Here is a 23,583-nt window from a genome sequence, read left to right as displayed (position 1 = left end):
AAAATAAAAAAGGCCGTTAATTAACGGCCTTTTTTATTTGAATTGTTAATTTCAATTAGTGGTGAGCTTCAGCAGCAGGAGCAGCAGCAGCAGTGTCAGCAGCAGCAGTATCAACTGGAGCAGCTTCAACAACAGCAGCAGTGTCAGTAGTTACAGCAGTTGAATCAACAGCAGCAGCTTCTTCTGAGTGACCACCGCAAGATACTAGAGCAACAACTGCGAAAGCAGCAACTAGAGAGAAAATTTTGTTCATTTTGAAGGTTCTTAATTTGGGTTAATAATTGTGATTAATGGCGCAAAATTAACACTTCTTTAACAACTAATGCAAATTTTTCTTTATTTTTTCTCTTTTATCCTATTTTCAAGGGTTTCAGAATGTTTTTTTTAGAAAAAAGTTTGAATAAATGAATGTACTTTTGTTGCAAATCATTCCAAAAACGTAAGATTCGAGGTGAGCACTACAGAATTTAAAAGCCGAAAGAAATGGGCATTGCTGCGTAAGTTGATCAGAAAACTAAAATCTGTTCGGCTTCCATTGTTCGATGGTTTGCCCTTTTGGGATGTAATGGTTTTCTTTATTCAAGGATTACAAAAAGGGGCATTAAATATTCGAGCTTCCAGCATGGCTTTTAGCTTTTTCCTGGCCATTTTTCCTGCAATAATCTTTTTATTTACCCTCATTGCCTATATTCCCATTGATAATTTTCAGGGACAGCTATTAAGTTTGTTGGAAGAGTTTATGCCTTACAATGCCTATCAAGCTAGTCGTGAAACTATTGAAGACATTGTAAAACAGCGTCGTGGTGGTTTGTTAAGTTTCGGATTTATTTTCGCCCTCTACTTTGCTACCAATGGCATCAATGCCATGATTGAGGCATTTAACCGTACCTTCCACAGTGTTCGCCGCCGAAAAGCCTTGCAACAGCGTTTTGTGGCTATTCTGCTTACTGTAATTCTTTCGGTTCTTTTATTGGTTTCGATAGCCCTAATTATCTTTAGTCAGGTAGTTATGGGTTACCTGGTTAAGAATGGATTTATGAGCAAGGACAATTACCTGGTCTTGTTGCTGGTTAACTGGTTTGTTTCCATAGCCCTGGTATATTTTGCTACGTCCTTTGTGTATTACTTAGGTCCATCTCGGCATACCCGTTGGAACTTCTTTTCGGCCGGATCCTCCTTGGCAACCCTACTCATTATCCTTACTTCTTACGGTTTTTCCGTTTACATCAATCACTTTAATCAATACAACAAATTATATGGTTCCATCGGCACCCTCATTATTGTTTTGCTGTGGTTGTACATCAATTCCTTTTTATTATTGATAGGTTTTGAGTTGAATGCAAGTATTGAACGTGCCAAACAAACTACTACGAAGGATAGTCCTTCAACCGAAGTTATACCTTCAACGGGGTGATAATTGCGTTTGTGTTTCCATCTTAAACCTTTCCATGTTATCATTGCCGAAAATTCAGTGCAATGAAACTTAAAAATTATGCTTTGGGTCAATGGGTAGAAGGTGAAGGCGATGGAACCCCACTTTATAATGCCGTAAACGGTGATTTAGTAGCAACCGCCACCAGCAAAGGCCTCGATTTTAAAGCCATGTTGGAATATGCCCGTAACGTAGGAGGTCCAACTTTGCGTAAAATGACCTTTCACCAGCGCGCCCTCATGCTCAAGGCCCTGGCCATGCACCTGAATGAGAAAAAAGAAATTTTCTATAAACTTTCTGCCGCCACCGGTGCCTCTAAAGGCGATAGCTGGGTGGATATCGAAGGAGGCATTGGAAACCTGTTTGTGATGGCTTCCAAAGGCAGGCGCGAACTGGCCAACGAAACCTTCCATGTGGATGGCAAGCCTGAAGTTACTTCCAAAGGCGGAACCTTCATTGGTCATCATATCTGTGTGCCTCTTGAAGGTGTAGCGATTCATATCAACGCCTTCAACTTCCCATGTTGGGGCATGCTGGAAAAGTTGGCTGTAAACTTCCTTGCCGGTGTTCCTGCTATTGTAAAACCTGCTACCGCTACCAGTTACCTTACCGAATTGATGGTGCAGGAAATTATCAAATCCGAACTACTCCCCGCCGGAGCATTGCAATTAATTTGCGGTAGTGCCGGAAATATTCTCGATTTTGTGGATTGCCAGGATGTGGTAACCTTTACCGGTAGCGCCGAAACCGGACGTATGCTCAAGGCCCACCCTGCCATTATCGAAAATTCGGTAAGGTTTAACATGGAGGCCGACTCCCTCAATTGCTGCATACTAGGAAACGACGTAACGCCGGATATGGAAGAATTTTCTCTTTTTATCAAAGAGGTTAGCAAAGAACTTACTACCAAGGCCGGACAGCGTTGTACCGCCATTCGACGTACTATTGTTCCTGAACATTTGGTGGAACCGGTTATTGATGCTCTTAAAAAGCGCATTGCTACCACCAAAATCGGTGACCCGAGTTTGGAAGGTGTTCGCATGGGACCGCTAGCCAGTAAAGGTCAAGTGAAGGATGTGCGAGAAAAGGTGGAATTGCTCAAACAAGAATGCGAAGTAGTATATGGTGATTTAGACAATTTTGAAATTGTAGGTGGTGATCGTGAAAAAGGTTCCTTCTTTGCTTCTATGCTTTTGTATTGCAACGATCCTTTTACCAAAACAGCACCGCACAACATCGAAGCTTTTGGTCCGGTTAGTACAGTTATGCCTTATAAAACTGCACAGGATGCAGCTCGTTTAGCCAAGATGGGAAAGGGAAGTCTGGTGGGTTCTGTGTTTACTGCCAGCGACGATTTTGCAGCCGAGATAGTATTAAATACGGCAGCTTACCACGGACGTTTGTACATCATTAACCGCGAAAGTGCCGGCGAGGCCACCGGGCATGGTTCACCCTTAGCGCATTTGGTGCATGGTGGTCCGGGTAGAGCAGGAGGGGGAGAGGAAATGGGCGGCATACGCGGCATATTCCATTATATGCAGCGCACGGCCATACAGGGCAGTCCTACCACACTTACCCGTATTACCAATGTGTACCAGCCCAAAGCCAGGCAAACGGAGGATATCATTCATCCTTTCCGCAAATATTTCGAAGATTTGAAGATAGGGGAGACCCTGGTTACCCACAAACGCACGGTTACCGAGACCGACATAGTAAATTTTGCCAACATCAGCGGTGACAATTTTTATGCCCATACTGACATTACCTCTCTGGAGGGCAGTGTGTTTACAGGTCGGGTGGCGCATGGCTACTTCGTCATTTCAGCCGCAGCCGGTTTGTTTGTTGACCCCAAAAAAGGTCCGGTTTTGGCCAATTACGGTCTGGACGAGTTGCGTTTTATCAAGCCGGTTTACGTAGGTGCGACTATTGGCGTACGCCTCACCGTAAAAGAAAAAATTTGGAAGGAAAAGCGCGAAGGTGAAAAGCCTCAAGGTGTAGTAAAATGGCAGGTTGATGTATACGACGAAACCGGCGAAACCGTGGCTTTGGCAACGATTTTGACCTTGGTGGAAAGAAGGGAGGAGTAAGTTTTTTTTGATAGTTATTGGGCGGGTCCCATTCGCCCAAAAGTTGTGGTGCAGAACCGGAGGCTTTTGGCAGGGGGCTCATGGTCGGGCTATTCGTTCCAAGTCCTCTCCCGAAAGCTTTCGGGATGTGGGCTTTCCACTGCTATCCCTACCCGGAGGGAGTACACGTATGGATAAGCTGGTGTGGGAGATGTAGCTGGGTGTATGTTATTTTGTTTGTAGAGGTTTTTTAGGGCTGCAAAAATACTCAAATCGTTTATTTTCAATTACTTATATTCTTGTTTGCTTGGTTGGTGAAATGGGCTTTATAAATATGCCATGAATTCCTTGCAGAATCCTGATTGGTAGTGTGATAAGTTGGTTTATATATCCACTAATAGGTAGCGCATCGGGCAACGATAGAGGCAAGTAGCTCCAAGCCAACGCAGCGATTGAGCGGAGTTGGCTTGGACTACAGCCGATAGCGTGACCCGAACGCCCGTGAAGGTTGTTTGGGGTTTAATAAAAAGCTAGTTGGGCGGAGGGGGCCCGCATAAAAGTATAGAAAGTTATGTAGTTTCTACCAATTGTTTCCTAAGTTTATTCTGCTCCCCCCCTTAACTCTCACTAAAACAATTCCCACATCCCGATTGGCCGGCGCAATAAGGCGATCGCAGGTAAATGTTGTTGCCCGATTTCCACAGCTCCACCGGGCAGAGGTTGATTTTGTAAGTGTAGGTAACAGTATCTCCTCCATCATTGGATACTCCAATACAACAATAATCGCTTTCTACCTGGGATACCTCCAAAGAATGGGGGTTAAGGGATAAATCTATTTTTCGCTCAAAAATGGGATCACTTGTACTGAATGTTCCTATTTCATAATTGGAGCCAACAACCCGTATGGCCGGCTTGCCAGAAAGTAAGGTTTGGTAAACGATGTTACCAGTTGAAATTTCCTTAACACGTAGGTAGGTAAAACTGCTTAAAATGATTTGGTAAGAACTGACACTGTAAGTCTTGTTTACTGTAAAAGTATAAGCCATGGGGAGAATGGGTTTTTAATTGCTGTAAACTTCTTAAATCTACATCCAACCTGTTTTGGCAAAAAATGGGCAATGTCGCACCGCTTTTTTGGTTTAATTTTTCTGTTCTGGCTCATTTTATTGGTGTTTTTAACTTAAAGTCTGCTGTTTTTTTCTATTATCGCTTCCGTTTTTTAACCCTTTGTATTCCATGTCCGATAGCCATCTACTTAAGCAACTTGTCAACTCATTAACTCCCCGTGAAAAATCCAATTTTAACAACACCATCTCCGGCAAAGGCATCGTCCAAAGGCGAATTAAGAATATCTTTGATAACCTGGTGGATGCTAAGGTTCCCTTGATGAAGGAGCTAGAAAGACGAGAATATTATCGACATAAATTATTGCTGAAAAAGCAATTGCTCGATTTTCTGTTGGACGATTATGAATCTGGAGCTTCTTACGAAGCCGAATTGCACCGTAACCTCCGCCTGTCCGCCTACCTCATTACAAGGGATCAGTTTGAAATGGCTTTCGAACTCCTGGATGAAACCAAGCGCAAAGCCGATGAGTTTGATTTCCACATGGTGGTCTTGGAATGTTTGCGTTTGGAAGGTATCCTCATTAGGAATTTTTTGAAAGCAGATACTTCAATTGAAATGGATTGGATTTTCCATGAAAAAAAATGCAGATTGGCCATGTTGGATTATGAAACCATGGTTTCGTATAATCACGACAAGTTATTTATTCAAATTCAAAATGGAAAAGTTGAATCACAGCAACAAATGGAGGTGCCGGCTGAGTATTTAACCCATACCTGTCAAAGACTCCTTTTGTCCGATAAAGCCAGGTTAGCTAAGTTTAATAATGAAAAAGCGGAAAATAAGAAGTATCGCAAGCAAATTGTAGAGCTTTTCGAAGAAAAACCATTGCGAAAAGAGATTTTTCCAACTACATATATTTCCATACTTTCCAATTATGCCTCCGCCCTCAATAGTAGCAAGGAGGCTGACATTATGCTTGAAATCATTGATAAAATAAAGCATTTTAAGCCTTCCGGTGAATTTGAAAAAGTCTCTTCCTTTCAATTGGTGCGTTACCTGGAATTACTTGTTTTTATAGGGCAAAATGAGTTTAAAAAGGCCTCTGCACTTGAATCCGAAACGGAAAGGAAATTGGGTAATTACGTAGGTAAGCTTGATAAGACTTTTGAAATAACCATTTACTTTAACCTGGCCGCTTCCCTATGGATCAATAAGGAACCCACCAAAAGTATTAAATGGATACAGAAGATAATTAAATATAAGTATTTTGAAGCCAGAACGGATATTCAGCGGTTTGCCTATGTAATGGCGGCCTTGCTGTATGCCGATACTAAGAATGCCAAAGAGTTGGAGAAACTTTGTCAAATGGCCTATAAACCCGGTCGTTTTAAAATTGAAATTCCATCGGATTATTGTAAACTAATTCTGCTTGTTGCTAAAATTGAAGAAGGCTCAAAGAAGGTAAGTACTGAGCATTATTTAAATCAAATGGAATCCATTATCGCTTCCAAAGATTTTATTAAATCGGTCGGTGTTGATGAGCTCAAACTATGGATTATGAACCGTAAAACTGGTAAATCCCTGGAGGAATTGGCTAAGGAAATGTAGGTGTAGGATGATTTTTTGGCGGGTCCAGGCCGCCCTAAACACGGTGCGGAAACGTTAGCTTTTGTCAAAGCGGCCTGTCGGGCTATTCGTTTCAAGTCCTCGCCGCCCGGGCTAGCGCCACGGTCGTCTGTGGGCTTTCCACTGCTATCCCTACCCGAGGGGCATTACCATATTGTAATGAAATATTGGGTTGTTTATGGAATTATATCAATTTTAATTTTTTAATAGTCCGAAGGGTTTTTATAAATTTGGATTGGTAATTAACTAGTATACAGTATGTTAGGCCAATTTCTTCAAAAAAAATTAATAAATAAAATTGGACTAAACATATTGTCCATTCGGTATAGTTATCCCAATTTAACCCGAAATTGTCATTTGAAACGAAGTGAACAAATGACAAGCGTGATGGGATGTGGGATGATTCAAGCTGTATCGTCAAGCTAGTGTTAGTTAGGTTTTATTACCATTTAAAATTACTTGAAAACCTTACTAACACTTGTCTCAAAACGTAGTTTAAAATTTCTATTGACAATTTTGATTTCAATTTTCATTAGAAATTGAATTACAACCTCTTAATTCGTTTGTGCATTTCTAAAGCGCAATTTGGGATTATCAGTTCATGACGATTTAGTTGCCAAAACCTGGAATAAAAAAGGCCACTTCGTTTGAAGTGGCCTTTGGCTATAAATTGGGTCTAACTAGTTCTTAGGTGCACTTTGAAAAGCCACAGGAATACTTCCATCCAAAGCTTTTAAGAAGGCTACGATATTAGCCTTTTCGCTATCTGAAAGGTTATAATTCAACTGAACTTTGGCCATTACTTCCACTGCTTTGTCCAGATCTTTTACACTACCATCGTGGAAATATGGAGCGGTTTGGGCAACATTTCGGAGTGAAGGAACCTTGAAAAAGTACTTATCGCTTTCTTGTTTAGTAATTTCATATCGCCCGGCATCTTGTTTTTCTGACTTGGTTTCTTCCCAATAAGGCTTATGGACTCCAAATTTTTGGAAGGAATTACCGCCAAGAAGGGCGCCATTGTGGCAACTGGTGCAACCAACGGTTGAAAAAGCCAACATTCCTTGTTTTTCCTGAACGCTTAAAGCGGTGCTATCACCTTTTAAGTATTTGTCAACCTTGGATGGAGTTAGTAATTGGCGTTCGAAAGCTGCAATTGCTTTCCGAATGTTGGTGTAAGTGATAGGATTTGCTTCACCCGGAAAAGCGGCTGCGAAAAGTGCTTTATACGATTCTTCCTTTGAAAGACGGTCGCACAGTGCTTTTTCGCTTGGAATAGCCATTTCTGCTGGGTTAAGAATGGGCATTCCGGCTTGTTCTTCTACATCTTTTGCTCTTCCATCCCAAAATTGAAATTTGTGCAAGGCTGCATTGAAAACAGAAGGTGAGTTTCTTCCGCCCAATTGACCTTTATCGCCTGCGGAAAATGGATTTTCATCAGCACCACCTTTAGACAGGTTATGGCATGAATTACAGCTTATGGTGTTCTTCTCGCTGAGTTTGGTATCGAAGTACAAAGATTGACCCAATTTAATTTTAGCTTCTGAACTTGGGTTTTCCGGGTTATCGGCCAGGGAAGGAAGTGCTTCAAACAATTCAAGCTTGTCTTTTAATGCCAAGTCGTACCTTCTGCTTTCTCTTTGTTCTCGCTCTGCCTGTTCTTGTTTTGGATCCGGAGATGAACAGGAAACAATGGTTAGAATTGGGATTGCGTAAATTAGAATTGATTTGAGTGTTGTTTTCATGTTGTAAGATTTTTGACAAAGTTAGGCATACTCCAAATACCCTGTAGAAGGTAAAATGGGAGTGTTTTTTTAAAAAAATAATGTATTTTTTGCCTAGCTAACGGTGGTTGTTTCCTCCGGATTTTTCTTCAGAAGTTCGGAAACAATGAAGATTCCCATACCAACTGTGATGGCGGCATCGGCAATATTAAATACCGGTTCAAAGAATTCAAATTCCTGTCCGCCCCAAACTGGAAACCACTGGGGTAGGGTAAAATGGAATAGTGGAAACCACAGCATATCAACTACTTGTCCGTACATCCAATCGGCATAACCTCCTCCTTCGGGAAGGAAAGTAGCAACCTGACCATAACTATCGGAGAACAATTTTCCATAAAAGGCGCTGTCGAGAATATTGCCAACTGCCCCGGCCAGCACCAGGCTAAAGCCTATGAGTACTCCTTTTGGTTCATTGTTTTTGTAAAAATAATTTAGGAGGTAAAAGATTCCTCCTACAGCAACAATCCGAAACAGGGAGAGAAACAATTTACCCCACTGTCCGCCAAACTCCATCCCAAAGGCCATTCCATTATTTTCGGTAAAATGAAGTATAAACCAATTCCCAAACACATTAATTTCTTGTCCCAGGAACATGTGAGATTTGATCCAAAGCTTAAATGCTTGGTCAATAAAAATTACCACCAGGGCTAAAAGGACATATTTTTTCAAGTTGATTTTTTTGGGAATGCAAAAGAAAGGATAGTTGGGCAATTATGACCTAAAATCCGATTAAAATCTTCACAAAAGTTGTTTAATGGAATTTTAATGGAGTTTCCAAATATATTTTCCAACACAACTGGTCAATTCTTTTTTTAGAAAAAACTTGGTTTACCTGGTATTTACTTTACTTTTGCCTACTGAATTACCATTCAGTTTCATGCCCAACTCAACCAAATACATCTTCGTTACCGGGGGTGTAAGCTCCTCCCTTGGAAAAGGTATTATTTCCGCTTCTTTAGCGAAATTACTTCAAGCCCGCGGCTACCGCGTTACCATTCAAAAATTTGACCCTTACATCAATGTGGATCCAGGAACCATGAATCCATATGAACATGGGGAATGCTACGTAACCAACGATGGCGCGGAAACCGATTTGGATTTAGGTCATTATGAACGATTTTTGAATGTTCCAACCTCCCAAGCCAACAATGTTACCACTGGAAGAATTTACCAAACTGTTATTAATAAAGAGAGGGAAGGTGCTTATTTGGGTAAAACCGTTCAGGTAATTCCGCATATTACCGACGAGATTAAGCGCAGAATGAAGCTGTTGGGCGAAACCGGTGAATATGATTTTGTGTTGACCGAGTTGGGTGGTACCGTTGGTGATATTGAAAGTTTACCATATATTGAAAGTGTAAGACAGCTTAAGTGGGAATTAGGCAGCAATTGTTTGGTTATTCACCTTACCCTGGTGCCTTACCTGAGCGCTGCCGGTGAGCTTAAAACCAAACCAACCCAACACTCTGTAAAAATGCTGTTGGAATATGGTGTTCAACCTGATATTTTAGTTTGTCGTACAGAGAAATCTTTATCGTCAGATTTGCGCCGTAAAATTGCCTTATTCTGCAATGTGAACACCAATGCTGTTATTGAATCTATTGATGCTGATAGTATTTACGATGTTCCAATTTTAATGATGAAGGAACAATTGGATAAAGTAGTTCTTTCTAAATTTAAAATGGCTTTGAAGCAGGAGCCGGATTTAACAACCTGGAAGACTTTTTTAGGAAAATTAAAGCACCCGGTAAATGAGGTAGACATTGCAGTAGTTGGAAAGTATATTGAGTTGAAGGATGCTTATAAATCTATTGCGGAATCCTTTATTCATGCCGGAGTCGCTAATGAAACTAAGGTAAATGTTACCTGGGTTCATTCCGAAAGCCTTACCCGGGAAAATGTGGCAGAGAAATTAGGGAAGTACAGGGGTATTTTGGTAGCTCCGGGATTTGGTGATAGAGGAATCGAAGGTAAAATTGAAGCAGTTAGATATGCCCGAGAGAATAAAGTGCCATTTTTTGGAATTTGTTTGGGTATGCAATGCGCTGTAATTGAGTATGGTAGAAATGTTTTAGGCTTGAAGGACGCCCATAGTCGTGAAATGGATAAAACGACTAAAAATCCGGTTATTGATTTAATGGAAGGGCAAAAGAAAGTTACAGCGAAAGGCGGTACCATGAGGCTTGGTGAGTATTCCTGCAATTTGAAAAAGGGTTCCAAAGCTTTTTCAGTGTACGGAAAGGCCGGTATTAAAGAAAGACATAGACATCGCTACGAGTTTAACAATAAATACCTTGAAAAGTATGAAGAGGCCGGAATGATTGCCAGCGGATTAAACCCGGACGGAAACTTGGTGGAGATTGTTGAAATTAAGGATCATCCTTGGTTTATTGGTGTGCAATTCCATCCGGAGTTGAAGAGCACAGTGGAGAATCCACACCCGTTGTTTGTCAAATTTATTAAAGCAGCTCTAGCCTAGCCCTTTACGCATACCTGGCACTTTAGCAATTTTTGAGTCTAGAATGCCGTCTGTCTCCTTGAAAAGTTAATCCGGTCGAATAGCTTGTTTTTTTATAATTCCTGTTATGCGGGCCCCCTCCGCCATCCTTTTTTTGCAAAATTTCCAAACTATCTGCATGGCGTTCGGGTCACGCTTTCGGCTGTAGTCCAAGCCCACTCCGCTAAACGCTGCGTTGGCTTGGAGCTACTTGCCTCAATCGTTGCCCGAGGTGCAACCTCATCCTGTAATTTCTAATCTAACCGGTCACTGTATCTATAAGGTCTCTGCAAAGGGTGAGATATTCTAACCTCAGCTTTTTTGCTCCCTTTTTCTTCCGAAACTAATGAATGGAAATGGTCAAGAAATTGGGTTTGCCTTGGCCTATCAGTTTCAAGAGATAAATGCCTTTTTCAGGATTTGATTGCAGTGTAATTTCACTTATTCCATTCAAAATTCCTCCCTTTTCAATCATTCTTCCATCCAGTGCTACAAGTTCAAATGACTGGAATTCGATTTCATCCGAAGAGGTTTGAATCCGGAATTTTCCGGAGTTGGGATTAGGATACACTACAATTGCTTTAGAAGAAGTACTGAGCGGTGTTTCTTCTATTGTTGTAATAACCGAATCGCCATCCACAAAGAAATTGCAAATGTCAATGCCTCCGGTATCAAACAAGTCTATACAGAAATTTTGGTTGATAATGGAATCGTTTACCTGGGAAATTACAGGAAAACGATAATTGTATTGTGGAACTCCCGAAACCACCACATAGATTTTGTAGTCGCCATTGGGGAGGTTATCAAATTTATACTTGTACAAATTGGGATTGTTGCTAGACAATTGGGCTTGAACTGAATTTTGAAATACTGAATCTTTTTCAACCACAATATCAATTAATGGAACGGGGTCATTGGCTGCTTCGGTTTTATTCAGGAAGTCAACACTGTAGATATAACCTTCCAGGCTGCCTCCTTGTTGCAGAATAGGAGCATTGAGCATATTGATATCGGAGTATTGCAATGCACATCCGGAGGTATAGGAGAAGATGGTTGCATCGGTCCAATTAAAAACGTCTCCGGAATAGGTTGTAACGTAGTTGGTTCCCTGAACTATGGAGGTGTCGTAATTGGCACGCAGGATGTAGTTTCCGGGTACAATGGAATCAAAGTAATAATAGGTATTATCGAATGGAGCATAATAAGGGATGCTGTCAACCGCATGCCAATAGGTTAGGAGTGGGTCAACCTGAATTAAGGAAACCCACAAAGTATCGGTTAAGGTGAGGGGAACATAGTTAGCACCATCCATAACATACCCACTCATATAACCTTGTGATTCGACGTACAGGTGTGCCGGGTCCTGGTTTAAGTGGTTGGTAAAGCTGCAACCGTTCGCATCTTGAATGGTGAAGGTATAATCAATGCCGGGTTGAGGCAAGATGGTAAATGCTGTATCGTTGATAAATAAGGTAGAATCTGCAGGGTGGCTGAAAGAATACACATAAGGGGAAGTGCCGCCATAGGGTAAAAAAGAAACAATGGCATTGGAGCCGCTACAAATTGTTCCGATCCAGTTGATATGGAAACCTAAAAAACCGGGTTCCCGGATAATGATGGTATCGGTATCGCTGTTTAGGGCCAAATCGGTTGCCACCATTACAAAGGTGTCAGCAGAGAGTCCGGTGATGGGAAAGGAGGTAATAACTTCTTGGGAAGTGCCGTGGTTCCATAATTTCTTAAAGGTTACCGTTCCATTTTCATTGTTTACAGACAGGGTATCAATGCTGCCATTTCCATCCCCATAACAGGTGATGTTGTTACTGGTGTAGTCAACATTAAATGGCATTGCTTGGGTTCCGAATACGGATAACAGCAATAGGAATACAAATAGAAAATTCTTCATAATTAAGGTGTTTGGAATAGTAGCTTCCTTTGAAGCGAATGGTTTATTCCATTTATTTCGGCAATATACAATCCATTCAAATGCAAGGAACTAAGGTCAATAACTTCTTTGGAATAAATGATTTTTTCTAAAACTACTTCTCCAACCAGGTTATGCAGTTTGAATTCAATTGGGGCTGACTGATTGCCTGCATCGAGCAAGAATCTACCTTCGGATGGATTTGGATAAATTTCCCATTCGTTCGAAGATTGTTCGGAAAAGCCAATGCCGAGGTTGGTAATACAGGTGTCAATTCGGCCTAGCATAAAAGAATCGGCGCAGAAGTTGATGTTTACAATGGAGTCGTTAGAAACGGTTAAGGTGGTGTATGCGATAGGATAATTGGCAATCATTGGAATGCCCGGTATTTGTACCTTAACCTTAAATACTCCATTAGGAAGGGATGGTAATTTGTATGGGAAAATTCCGGGAGAATCTTCAATAGCGTAAGTGGAATTCCATGGGAAAAAACTGGTGGCATTGTCGGTTGAAATAGAAGGTGTAGAATCTTTTTCAACTACGATATCTATCAAAGGAATTGGATCGGTGGAGGAAGATGTTTTTCCAAAATAATCGAGTAGAAATACCAACCCTTCAATGCTTCCGCTACCGTTGGCAGAATCAACATTGTTTACCAAATGAATGTCGCGGGAAAGTATGCTGCAGTTGTTGTCAAATTGAATGGTATCGGCTCTAGACCAAAGGTGTTTGTCGCCAAGGTAAGTTGGTAAAACAACCCCGCCGTAATTGTCAGGTAAAACTTTGGTTCCGATGGTATAGGTTCCGGCAGTTATGGATCCGAAGTCGTATCGTTTTTCAAAATTGTTGGCATCAACAATTTGAACTTCCTTCACTTCCCAAACATGGCTGGTAGCGGTTTTTTTCAATAGGGTAACTTCAATAGATTGGGTTGCATCTAAATAATCCAGCCCACCGTTTAGAAAAATTTGACCACTTAAATGGCCATAATCTTCTACCGCTATTTGTGCGTAATGGAAGGAGCCGCATCCATTTCCGTCCACGATATAAAATTCGTAATCCTGGTCTAAGGTGGCAATGAAGGAATAACTTTCGTTATTGATGGTATCAATTGGAATTGCCTGGTTAAAGGAGATTTGGAAAGGGCCGGTACCATCAATGATTAAATCGGTTTGGAAGGTATCGCCGGTACAAATAATGCTGGGGTTGTTAAAAATAACGAATGTACTTGGTGCTTGAAAAACAAGAAAGTTAAAAGTGGTGTCGTTGCCAATGTGGTCGGTTACGGTGAGGGAATAGTTGCCCGGACAAATATTGCTGATAGAGGAGGTGGTTTCGCCGCTTGACCAATTGTAGGTGTAGGGAGGAAAGCCACCTAAATCCTGAGAGGTTGAAATGGAACCATCGCAAGCTCCCGGACAAGATTCGTGAGTAACCTGGTAAGGATTAGAAAGGGAGCAAACGGTTTGGTTGGTATTTCCGGATTGCAAAGAGCCTGCATCCAGAAACAAGCCGGAGTCGCCATTGGGGTCACCTGCATCTGCCAATACAATTTTGATGTGGTAAATAGCACATGGAGTAACCTGGGCACTAATGCGAATAGGAACGGTAAATCCATCATACTGCACCGTTGTTCCACCGGTGTTGTCAATAAACAAACCGGAATTGATATTAGCATTGATGGTATTGATGGAAATGGGGTTTGATCCACCCGGAACTAAAGCCAGGTTAGTGGGTGCTGAAAAACCGGGACCGGAAATAAATATAGCAAAGGGGTCGTTGTTTAAACCTCCAATATTTTCGCTGTATTCTTCTGAACCATAAACAAGTTTCAAAAACAGGGAGTCAGAAATGGAGCGGACATCGAATTCCAGTGTTGCTGCATCATAAGTGGTAGTTCCTGCACCAAATAAAGCTTCCAAATCTGCATCACCGGAACCTCCTTGATTGGATCCAAAACTTCCGTTTGAATTGATGCCGGCTGCACCAATTGCACTACCGGTAGTTAAGAGGATTCCATTGTTCAGTCCGATGTTACTGGAAATATTTTGAAATACTCCTACAGATGCGGAAGAACCGGTAAAGACCACATTGTCTATTTGGATTCCATTACCACTGAAATTAGACTGCAATAAAGCCCCTGAAGGGATGGTATTCTGTACAAAAAGCTGAGCTTGAATACCTATGGAAAAGGCAACAAAAATGGAGGTTATAAGTAGTTTTTTCATTTGGTTGTTTGGGTTGGGTTTAAACAGAAATGGAATGGATAAAGATACAAAATGGCAGATACGTTGGTCGAAATTTTACAGGTTATCCTCCGGCTTTTTTGGCCTTATATCCTAAATCCAGCAATATTTTCAGGATTTTATCTCTAAAGTCGCCTTGGATTAATATTTCTCCGTCTTTAACCGTTCCACCAACTCCACATTTGGTTTTTAGCTGTTTTCCCAAAGCTTCCAGGTCGGATTGGTTGCCTACAAATCCTTTGATTAAACTAACCGGTTTTCCGGCTCTGCTTTTGGTATCCAACCAAATGCGCAGATCTTGTTGTTTTGGTTCCAGGCTAACTTGTTCTTCTTCATCCATGGCGTTTGGATTAAAATTAGCTGCTGTGGAGTAAACCAATCCTCCGTTATTTTTTTTTCCCATTGTATAAATTATAGAATCCCATCGTCGCAAAAGCTAAAGTAGGAATTTCCGGCTAAAATAATGTGATCAAGTAATTCAATATCTAAGGTGTTTAAACCCATTTTCACCTTTTTGGTAATTTCAACATCTGCAATGCTGGGCTTGAGTTGTCCGGAAGGGTGATTATGGCTTATAACAACCCCGGTTGCCTTGCCTTCGATGGCTAATCTGGCAATTACTCTCACATCGGCTACCGTGCCGGTCATTCCTCCTCTGCTAATAAAGTGTTTTTGGGTTACCTCATTGGCTCGGTTCAACAGCAGAATATGAAACTCTTCCAGGTGAGCATCGGAAAATTGGGTAGAAAGCTGATCAAATGCATCCTTCGAACAGGTTATTTTGGGCCTTCGTTCGGGTTGAGCGCCCCGTTGCCTAACCCCCAACTCCATGGCAGCAATTAAGCCAACTGCCTTAGCTTCTCCCATCCCTTTGAACTTGCATAATTCCGAAATCCCAACCTTGGATAAATTAAAAAGATTGTTTCCATTTTCAGCTAAGATGCGCTTGGACAGTTCTACTGCGCTTTCATTTCTGCTGCCGGAGCCCAAAATAATGGCTATTAGTTCGGCATCGCTTAAGGTGTTTTTGCCCTTGGTTATTAGCTTTTCCCTAGGGCGATCGTCTTCGGCCCACTTATTAATGGCCTTAAATTCTGAATTCATAAAAGGATATTTATTTATAAAAATTATCTTCTCAAAATTATCCTATTTTTGCATTCCCACAAATGGCCCAGGTGGCGAAATTGGTAGACGCACCATCTTGAGGGGGTGGCGACCTCTGGTCGTACGAGTTCGAATCTCGTTCTGGGCACCATAATTGAAGGGAGTAACGACATGAAATTAAAGCATATACCTCTTTTGGGCTTTCTCCAGATAGCTCTTTTTTGCCAGATTTCTGCCTATTCCCAATCCATTGTTTTTGCCAAAAAATTTACCGAAACCGGCGAAGGAATTGATAAACGAAATATCTGGTATGCCGATAGTTCTGAAAGTAGAGTGGCCATTATTTACAACAATGGAAAAGAAACAATCAATGCTCATCGCCTCGTTGCCGAAATTAAAGGCCCCAACGACTCTATCCAAAAATTTATTCTAAAGGTTGGTTCCAATAAAAATTGGGTGGCTGACTATTTTGAAATGAAACAAGTTGGTAGGTATGCGGTTTTGGTTTTGGACGAAAAAGGAAACGTGCTTTCAACGGCCAACCTTTACCTGCGCGGACAAGAAGTTAAGCAAAAGATTAAACGGGAAGAACGAATAGTGAAATTGGAAGATTCGCCTAAACCGCAAGTTGTTCCGAATTTGAAAAAGGATGAATCAGAGCCGGTTGCTGTTGCCGAAACCAAAACTTCTGAATCAAACCCGGAGGATAAAAAAGAAGATAATACAGTTTATGAGGTTGCCAATGCCGAGCTAACTCTTCAGTTTGAGCAATGCAACCTGGTTTTTTGTGAAGCCTATAAAGATGGTAAAACTCAAAATCCGGGAACTACCTTCAAGCTAAATGGAAATGGAAAATATGTAGAATTGGTGCTAACCAATGATAAAGGTTTTGGTACCGATTTGCTCCTGGTGGATGTTTGGAAAAAGAAAGAAGAGGATACGAATTTTAATGATCATTTTGATAGCAAAGAGGTGAAAATTGATAAAAAGCAAGCAACTGTAGTTTTTCACTATTCTTTCCGTAAACCGGGCGAATATAAAATCTCCATCTTTACGAAGGATAATGTTTGGATTACCAGTGGTTACGTTACCATTATCAAATAACTATCTGATTGGCACTAATTCAAGTTCCGGTCTTACTTCCTGAAATCTAATTTCCTTTTTTTGTTTTTATATGGTTGGATTAATCCATCCATATAAAAATTTGCATTTTTCAATCCTTCGTATTCCACTGTGCTTTTTTTATCCATACGACCCCCATTTCTGCACCGGCTCTATTCCCAAAGCATTAAGGTTAGGTTGAGTAAGGGTTTGCCAATAAATAAGTTCCGCTCAAAATAATAGAAAGGTAGCAGTTACCTAATGGCCATAAAAAGCAATTAGTTTACCCCCTACTACTTGACTAATCCTTGTAAATTATTGAATTCATGGTTGTTTTTGGCAAACCCAATGTGGTTGCTTAGCCAGGTACAAAACAGGGTAGATTGGACTTGCACCCTCGGGCAACGATAGAGGCAAGTAGCCCACAGGACCCCTATGGCGATAGCCTAGGGGGACGAGGACTACAGCCGATAGCGTGACCCGAACGCCCAATCTTGTCAGATCCTTCATTTTGCAGAAGATAGGTTTGGGCGAAGGGGGCCCGCATAAAAACAAAAAGTTGTGTCAACATCCTGCCCAAATTTCTCATGCCAGAATAGAATAAGACCAAATGGAGATTAAGTTTTGTTCAATTTTAAGTTTAAATTCTCTTCAATTATTGGCCTAAAGTGTTGTATACCAGGCATTTGCTAATCTAAATTTATAAAGGTCTTTGGACTTTTAATAAAAACCGGGATAACACCTGAAGTTAGCGGACCATTTACATTTTTTTCCCTCGCCAAAGAATTTCAACGGTTAGCCACACCGTTACGCTGCCAACGCCTAGAACAGTAAGGCAAACCACTACCAAATCGAGTAGTTTTAGCTCAACCGGATACGCGTCTACCACGAAGGTTCCGTTGCCTTCAATTCGAATGAGCCCGAAATAGGTTTGTGCGAGTACCAATGCAACCCCTAAAATCAGTCCCAGGGCAAGTCCGCTGCAAATGATGAGTAGGCCTTCCCACCTGAAAATTTGCTTGATAGTTCCTAAATCTGCGCCTAAAAATCGGATTATTTCCACGTCTTTGCTTTTTTCGATGATGAGCATAATCATGGAAGCCACCACATTTAAAATGGCCAATAATAAGATAAAACTGACGATTAAATAGCCGTATAATTTTTCGGATTGCAGGAGTTTAAACAGGGCTTCGTTAAGTTCCATGCGTGATTGGATTTTTAGTTTTTTTCCAAGTTTTGATTGCAATTCTTTAACTACGCTTTCGGCATCTGTACCTGGTTTTAGTCCAATTTCCAAGCTGCTGATTTGGTCTTGATTCAGCAATAAATCACGGGAAAACCAAAGGGGAACCAATACATATTTTTGGTCAAAACCTTGTTCAACCGAAAAAAAGCTGCTCACTACAATGGAGCGTTGCACAAAGGCTTCGGAAGGATTGATGGAAGCGGCCGCATTTTTATTGGGGGAATACAGTTGAACGGGTTCGAAATAATCCTCTTTTTGGGCTCCTAAGTAGTACCTAACTCCCATTCCCATAATGGCATAGGGGAGGCTGTCTTTTTCCAAAACCGGTTTTCCTTCGGTAATCATTTTGGTTAAACCGGTCATAGTCAGAAAGTTGGAATCAACCCCTTTTACGGTGGCAATAAACTGTTTGTCGCGGTATTTCAGCAGCACTTGCTCTTCGAGACAATGGCTGTATTGAGCAATTCCGGGAGTTGATTGAAGAGCTTGTTTCCAATTGGGAAAGTCGGCCGGCCGGATGAATTTTCCTTGGGCGGCTGTAATTTTTATATCGGGGTCGAAACTGCTGTACAGGCGTTGAATGAGTCCTTCGAACCCGTTGAAAACCGAAAGAACAATAACGAGAGATGCAGTGATAAATCCTACTCCAATGGCGCTGGCCCAGGTGATGATATTGACGGCCTGATGCGATTTTTTTGCCAGTAAATACCGTCGGGCAACAACCAATGGGAAATTCATAGGTGCAAAGGTAGTTGTATGAACTGAACTTTAAGCATGGGGTTTAGCCTTCGAACCATTTCCTAAAATCATGTGCTTTTTCCTTGCTAACCTGAAATTCCGGGGCGTGGCCGGTCTTCATTTTTACCTCTAGTTTTCCGGTAAAATCGGGCTTAAACGAGTTAACATAAGCCAAATGAATCAGGTTTTGCCGATTGCATCTAAAGAATAATTCCGGATTAAGCAATTCTTCAATTTCGTCCAGCGATCGGTAGTCTGTTACAAAGGATTCACCTTGTTTGTTGTGCAAAAAAATCAATTCCTCTTTCGAAAAATAAACCACATCTTCGGTGGGTACCAGTACCATGGATTTGCCTTGATGTACGGCAAAACGTTTTTTAAAATTGGCCGTTTCTTGTTTGAAATTCTTAAAAAATGCGGAGGTTTCTTCCAGAAAGGAGCTGTTGGCGTATTTGGATTTGAGCTGGTAAAATTTGTCTAAAGCCTTTGCTAATTCGTCTTTATCGATGGGTTTGAGCAAGTAATCTACACTATTAATTTTGAAGGCTCTCAGGGCAAATTCGTTATAAGCCGTAGTAAAAATGATGGGACTACCGAGTTTTCCTTGGCTAAAAAGGTCTAAACTTAATCCGTCAGAAAGTTGAATATCCGATAAAATCAGGTCAGGCGCGGGATTGGTTTCCATCCAGGCACTTGTTTCGCGTTTGCTGGCAAATGGCCCAATCAGGCTAGCATCGGGCAGGAGTTCTTTGAGTTGCCGAACCAGGTTTTGAGCAACCAAATCTTCATCTTCAATTATCAAAATACGCATAGGGTTTAGGCTTGAATTTGCGGCTAAAAGTAGGTTTTTTTTGGCTGTTGTTGGGTTATTTGGATGCGGGCCCCCTTCCGCCCAACCATGGTTTGGTTTCATCTCCCTGGTATAAATGATTTTGGGCGTTCGGGTCACGCTATCGGCTGTAGTCCTCGTCCCCCTAGGCTAACGCCGTCGGGGTCCTGTGGGCTACTTGCCTCTATCGTTGCCCGAGGGTGCAAGCCCGGGTTGAAGTGCAAAAACCCAGATTATGCACTAGAAATGCCTAAACGAATTAGGATTTTGTAAATCAATTTTGTTTGTCTAAAATGATAATACCGATATCAAATCTGTAATAGTCCAATTATGCTTCGCATTAATTTGCCTAAATACCTTTTGCATCGGCATTTACCACTGTAATTTTCAAACTAGTTTTTGGACTATTTTTCAAATAACATTGGTATAACAACTTCTTCCCGAAATCTATTCGGTATGGGTAAACCCAACTTAATAAATTAGTTCGTATTTAGAATCCTCCTATTGCTTACTTTGGGATTAACCAGGTTTTGTCAGTTCCCTTCATTTATCTGGTTGGCATTTTATCCATGGATTAAGTGTATTGGTCAGGCATTAACAGCTAAAATGCCTCCGGGTATGGTTGTTTGTCGAAACTTTCGCAACTGAACGCAGTCATAGGCGTTTTAAATCTTACAAACGTGTTCGGTAGCCCCTCGCCGAACCCAAAATTATAGGTTATGGAAAGAAAGAATTACGCACTTTATGTTGTTGCGCTCTTTACGATGGTTGGAATGATGGAATTCAAATCTGAGGCGCAAGGAGTTAGTATCAATACCAATGGAGAGCCGGCTACGGCAGGTTCGATGTTGCATGTTTTTGGAACTACCCGTTTTGGCTTTCCATCGTCGGTGAACGGTACTTTGATTTTTAATAATGCAGGTAATTCCAATACGGTTACTATTTCGCCCGGAACTACTACCACATCTTATTCATTGGTATTGCCACCTGTTCAGGCTGCCCAATCCGATTATGTGCTAATTAACGATGGTTCCGGAAATTTATCCTGGGGACCTCCCTCCTTGGCCTGGCAATTGAAGGGTAATTCGGGCACCAATCCAGCTACCGACTTTGTGGGTACCAAAGATGCACAACCTTTGCGTTTTGCCACTTCAGGTGCCGAGCGAATTCGCATCAATGCTGCTGCCAATGAAGTAGGCATTGGAACTACGGCAAGTAATGGAACAACGTTAGATATAAGCAATTCTACGACAAATGGAATAGGTTTGCAGGTGGCGGCCAATTCCTTAACAACGGGAACCGGTTTAAATTTATCGGGCAATGCACTTACTTCCGGAACCGGTTTAATGGTAGCATCGTCTACCTCCGGACTTACATCGGCCGGGGTTTTGGGAAATTTTAGTTTGACCGGGAACAATGCATCCAATGCCGGAACGGTTTTAAAGGCCAGCAGTACCGGAGCCTCCAATACCGGAACCGTTTTAATGGCGACCAATGCCGGTTCAGGTGCCTCGTTTCGAGTAAATGATGATGGTACCGATTCCGATGCATCCCCTTTTGTAGTAGATGCAGCAGGAAATACTGGAATAGGTACCACCACTCCCGGACAAAAATTGCATGTGTATGGTGGCGACAATGCTTCGTCGGTTATTGCAGCAACAACCAATGTTTTGGGCAAGTTTCAGAATCCAACCGCCGATGGCAGCGCTTGTATTGATGTATATACCACCAGTTCATCGGGTCATACGTTTAATTCCAGGTTGGGAATAAATCCAACATACAATGTAAACGGCGTTGGTCCGGGCGTTTATGCCTGGTATGCCCGTTACGATGGCACCGATGGACACCTGATGATGTATGATTATGTGAACAAGAATTTGAATTTTGCACCGCCCAGTTCCCCCATCAACAATGTAGCAGTGGGTTTAGGCCAGCCAACAGTAGGGAGCAAACTAACGGTGAATGGAAATTTTGCCATATCCAATGGAACAGGAACATATGCTACAACGGCTGCACCTGCCGGTGGTGCGATTATTGAAGGAAATGTGGGAATTGGAACTTCATCACCTTCGCGCAATTTGGATGTTAATGGAACTATTCGGGTTGGAACCAGCGGAACAACTGTAACCAATATTGTTAAGGCTACGGTAAATAAGAATATTGCTTCCTGTGCGGCTAACCAAAGCATAACGGAGACCTTTACGGTTACAGGAGCAAATACCGGGGGCAGTGTAATGATATCGCCTGCTTCGGCCCTAAATGATGGATTAATTATAGCTTGGGCTAGGGTATCGGCTGCCAATACGGTATCAGTTTATTTTCGAAATGTAACCGGATCGGCAATCGATATGGGGGCCATGAACTATTACATAACGGTGGTGGAGTAGCGGGAGAGCTTTTCTAAAGAAAACACCTTATCTCCTGAGGACTAAACAGATGTTTTCAATCTAAACGCCTGAATTTGCCGAATTTTAAAATAGGAACGAAAAGTTTTTTGAAAACAAATAGGAAAATGGATAAGCTATTTGCACTTGTTTCTGCGGTTAAAATTATCTCTTGGGAATAAAATTTCCACATAAAAATTTTTCATGTTTATCATTGGGGTTTCATAGGTTGGGTTTCCATCAACTCGACCAACTCTTTTCCCGCGAAAGTATTTTCTACTAACTTCTTTAATTCCTGATACATAAAAACCATTATCTAAATGAAAAGCTTTGCTTCCATCTTCCGAAAAAGAAAAGGATAGGTAGTTTCTGAATTTTATAGGTGAATTTTTTTCTTCGAAATTAGTAGCGTAAACTTTAGTTTTTTTCTTTGGGTTATCTCTGCTCGATTCCATTTCAGTTTTTGCGGAATTGCAGTTTAAATCAAAGTAGTCATAAGGATAAATTAAAAAAGTCATTTTCTCCATGTAGGAATGAGGAGGAATAAAAGTTGATTTTTCTGGCTTCTCTGTTACCGAATTTGATCTAGATTCAAATCCCTGTGAAGAAACTGAAACTGTATAGTACTTATAGGGTATTCGATAGGTTAGTTCGGTTGAAGAGCCTGTTGTAACGGTATTAGAAATTGTTTTTTCTTCCCAATAGTCAAACTTTTTGCCATTGATAATAAAGGATGAGCTTTTCCAATCTACATAAATAGGCTTGTCTAGTTTGTTTTCCAATGAATAGGTTAAAACCCCTTTGTCTCCCCAAAAGGAATAAGTAAGTTTAATGGAGTCATTTTCAAATACAAAATTTTCACCGGTTGTGACAATGTCAGCATTTATCGGCTTTGTTTCAAAAACCTGGATGTGAAAACTTGAGCAGCCTGCAAAAATAACCGGAATTAATCCAAGATAGAAGTAGAATTTTAAAAATTTCATCGATTTCACATTTTATTAAAAGTTGCAATAGTAGTTTTTTCAAGAGAATTATTGGTTTAGGTTTTTGAGATAGGAATCTGTATAATTTATTCAAATTCATAATCTTTTTACCCAATTTAGAATTCCTTAAAGTTGAATGAAACAACAATTATGCAAATACTGTGCAAATAAAAAATGGAGCAACGTAATGATATGCTGAAAGGATTGATTTATAGATCACATAAAGGTGTTTCTCTTCGCCAGGAACTACTGTTTTCGGTGACTCAGTGACAAAGTTTGGTTAGGCTGCGCTGTACTTTGGTTTTTGGTTTTGGCTATGCCAAGAACCATTGCGTATCCGGAGTCATAGACAAAGCCTAGTCTGGCTGGGCCATCCTTTGGGCTTTTTTCATTTTTTCAAATCCTCAGGTGGTGGGGTTTAGTTGGTTTTGGCTTTGCCAAGAGCCATTGCGTCCCGGGAGTCACAGACAAAGCCTGGTCTGGCTGCGCCATCCTTTGGGCTTTTTTCTTTTTTTCAAATCCTCAGGTGGTGGGGTTTAGTTGGTTTTGGCTTTG

Annotated in this window: 17 protein-coding genes and 1 tRNA gene; 7 read left to right on the top strand and 11 right to left on the bottom strand. The window is 41.3% G+C overall.

Features of this window, described 5'->3' with window-relative positions:
• Nucleotides 1-55: 55 nt before the first annotated feature.
• On the bottom strand, nucleotides 56-253 hold the full coding sequence (locus K1X82_06610) for a hypothetical protein (GenBank protein MBX7181763.1): 198 nt from the start codon (nucleotides 251-253) through the stop codon (nucleotides 56-58).
• Between the two features lie 198 nt (nucleotides 254-451).
• On the opposite strand from K1X82_06610, the gene K1X82_06605 reads away from it, so the two are divergent.
• Nucleotides 452-1,414 carry a YihY/virulence factor BrkB family protein gene (locus K1X82_06605; protein ID MBX7181762.1) on the top strand — a complete coding sequence of 321 codons (963 nt, stop codon included), beginning with the start codon at nucleotides 452-454 and terminating at the stop codon, nucleotides 1,412-1,414.
• Nucleotides 1,415-1,476: 62 nt separating this feature from the next.
• Entirely contained in the window at nucleotides 1,477-3,519 is a 2,043-nt protein-coding gene (paaZ, locus tag K1X82_06600; protein MBX7181761.1) for a phenylacetic acid degradation bifunctional protein PaaZ, read from the top strand.
• A 596-nt stretch (nucleotides 3,520-4,115) separates the two neighbouring features.
• On the opposite strand, the gene K1X82_06595 is transcribed toward paaZ, so the two are convergent.
• The gene (locus K1X82_06595; GenBank protein MBX7181760.1) at nucleotides 4,116-4,544 is read right to left on the bottom strand and encodes a hypothetical protein; all 429 of its coding nucleotides are present in this window, start codon (nucleotides 4,542-4,544) and stop codon (nucleotides 4,116-4,118) included.
• A 190-nt stretch (nucleotides 4,545-4,734) separates the two neighbouring features.
• On the opposite strand from K1X82_06595, the gene K1X82_06590 reads away from it, so the two are divergent.
• Nucleotides 4,735-6,174 carry a hypothetical protein gene (locus tag K1X82_06590; protein MBX7181759.1) on the top strand — a complete coding sequence of 480 codons (1,440 nt, stop codon included), beginning with the start codon at nucleotides 4,735-4,737 and terminating at the stop codon, nucleotides 6,172-6,174.
• A 698-nt stretch (nucleotides 6,175-6,872) separates the two neighbouring features.
• On the opposite strand, the gene K1X82_06585 is transcribed toward K1X82_06590, so the two are convergent.
• Nucleotides 6,873-7,937: a c-type cytochrome gene (locus K1X82_06585; protein ID MBX7181758.1), complete on the bottom strand. Its 1,065-nt coding sequence runs from the start codon at nucleotides 7,935-7,937 to the stop codon at nucleotides 6,873-6,875.
• A 93-nt stretch (nucleotides 7,938-8,030) separates the two neighbouring features.
• Nucleotides 8,031-8,651: a lipoprotein signal peptidase gene (locus tag K1X82_06580; protein ID MBX7181757.1), complete on the bottom strand. Its 621-nt coding sequence runs from the start codon at nucleotides 8,649-8,651 to the stop codon at nucleotides 8,031-8,033.
• Nucleotides 8,652-8,853: 202 nt separating this feature from the next.
• Here K1X82_06580 and K1X82_06575 point away from each other — a divergent pair, with 202 nt between their 5' ends.
• Nucleotides 8,854-10,455 carry a CTP synthase gene (locus K1X82_06575; GenBank protein MBX7181756.1) on the top strand — a complete coding sequence of 534 codons (1,602 nt, stop codon included), beginning with the start codon at nucleotides 8,854-8,856 and terminating at the stop codon, nucleotides 10,453-10,455.
• A gap of 361 nt (nucleotides 10,456-10,816) precedes the next feature.
• Here the strand turns inward: K1X82_06575 and K1X82_06570 are convergent, their stop codons facing one another.
• The 4 genes from K1X82_06570 to radC form a co-directional block, all read right to left on the bottom strand.
• Nucleotides 10,817-12,379: a T9SS type A sorting domain-containing protein gene (locus tag K1X82_06570; GenBank protein ID MBX7181755.1), complete on the bottom strand. Its 1,563-nt coding sequence runs from the start codon at nucleotides 12,377-12,379 to the stop codon at nucleotides 10,817-10,819.
• 2 nt (nucleotides 12,380-12,381) lie between these two features.
• Nucleotides 12,382-14,625 carry a T9SS type A sorting domain-containing protein gene (locus K1X82_06565; GenBank protein MBX7181754.1) on the bottom strand — a complete coding sequence of 748 codons (2,244 nt, stop codon included), beginning with the start codon at nucleotides 14,623-14,625 and terminating at the stop codon, nucleotides 12,382-12,384.
• 82 nt (nucleotides 14,626-14,707) lie between these two features.
• Entirely contained in the window at nucleotides 14,708-15,046 is a 339-nt protein-coding gene (locus K1X82_06560) for a translation initiation factor (protein ID MBX7181753.1), read from the bottom strand.
• An 8-nt stretch (nucleotides 15,047-15,054) separates the two neighbouring features.
• Nucleotides 15,055-15,747: a DNA repair protein RadC gene (gene radC, locus K1X82_06555; GenBank protein ID MBX7181752.1), complete on the bottom strand. Its 693-nt coding sequence runs from the start codon at nucleotides 15,745-15,747 to the stop codon at nucleotides 15,055-15,057.
• Between the two features lie 65 nt (nucleotides 15,748-15,812).
• Here radC and K1X82_06550 point away from each other — a divergent pair.
• Nucleotides 15,813-15,898 (top strand) — tRNA-Leu (locus K1X82_06550).
• Nucleotides 15,899-15,918: 20 nt separating this feature from the next.
• Nucleotides 15,919-16,851, top strand: a complete 933-nt coding sequence (locus K1X82_06545) for a hypothetical protein (protein ID MBX7181751.1) — start codon at nucleotides 15,919-15,921, stop codon at nucleotides 16,849-16,851.
• A gap of 757 nt (nucleotides 16,852-17,608) precedes the next feature.
• Here K1X82_06545 and K1X82_06540 read toward each other — a convergent pair.
• The gene (locus K1X82_06540) at nucleotides 17,609-18,832 is read right to left on the bottom strand and encodes an ABC transporter permease (GenBank protein ID MBX7181750.1); all 1,224 of its coding nucleotides are present in this window, start codon (nucleotides 18,830-18,832) and stop codon (nucleotides 17,609-17,611) included.
• Between the two features lie 43 nt (nucleotides 18,833-18,875).
• Nucleotides 18,876-19,643, bottom strand: a complete 768-nt coding sequence (locus K1X82_06535; GenBank protein MBX7181749.1) for a LytTR family DNA-binding domain-containing protein — start codon at nucleotides 19,641-19,643, stop codon at nucleotides 18,876-18,878.
• Between the two features lie 737 nt (nucleotides 19,644-20,380).
• Between K1X82_06535 and K1X82_06530 the strand changes: the two genes are divergently transcribed.
• The gene (locus tag K1X82_06530) at nucleotides 20,381-22,048 is read left to right on the top strand and encodes a hypothetical protein (protein MBX7181748.1); all 1,668 of its coding nucleotides are present in this window, start codon (nucleotides 20,381-20,383) and stop codon (nucleotides 22,046-22,048) included.
• Nucleotides 22,049-22,182: 134 nt separating this feature from the next.
• Here the strand turns inward: K1X82_06530 and K1X82_06525 are convergent, their stop codons facing one another.
• Nucleotides 22,183-23,028, bottom strand: a complete 846-nt coding sequence (locus tag K1X82_06525) for a hypothetical protein (GenBank protein MBX7181747.1) — start codon at nucleotides 23,026-23,028, stop codon at nucleotides 22,183-22,185.
• Nucleotides 23,029-23,583: the final 555 nt, after the last annotated feature.

Source organism: Bacteroidia bacterium (genome assembly GCA_019695265.1).
GTDB lineage: Bacteria > Bacteroidota > Bacteroidia > JAIBAJ01 > JAIBAJ01 > JAIBAJ01.
This window is presented reverse-complemented; position numbering and strand designations above follow the sequence as displayed.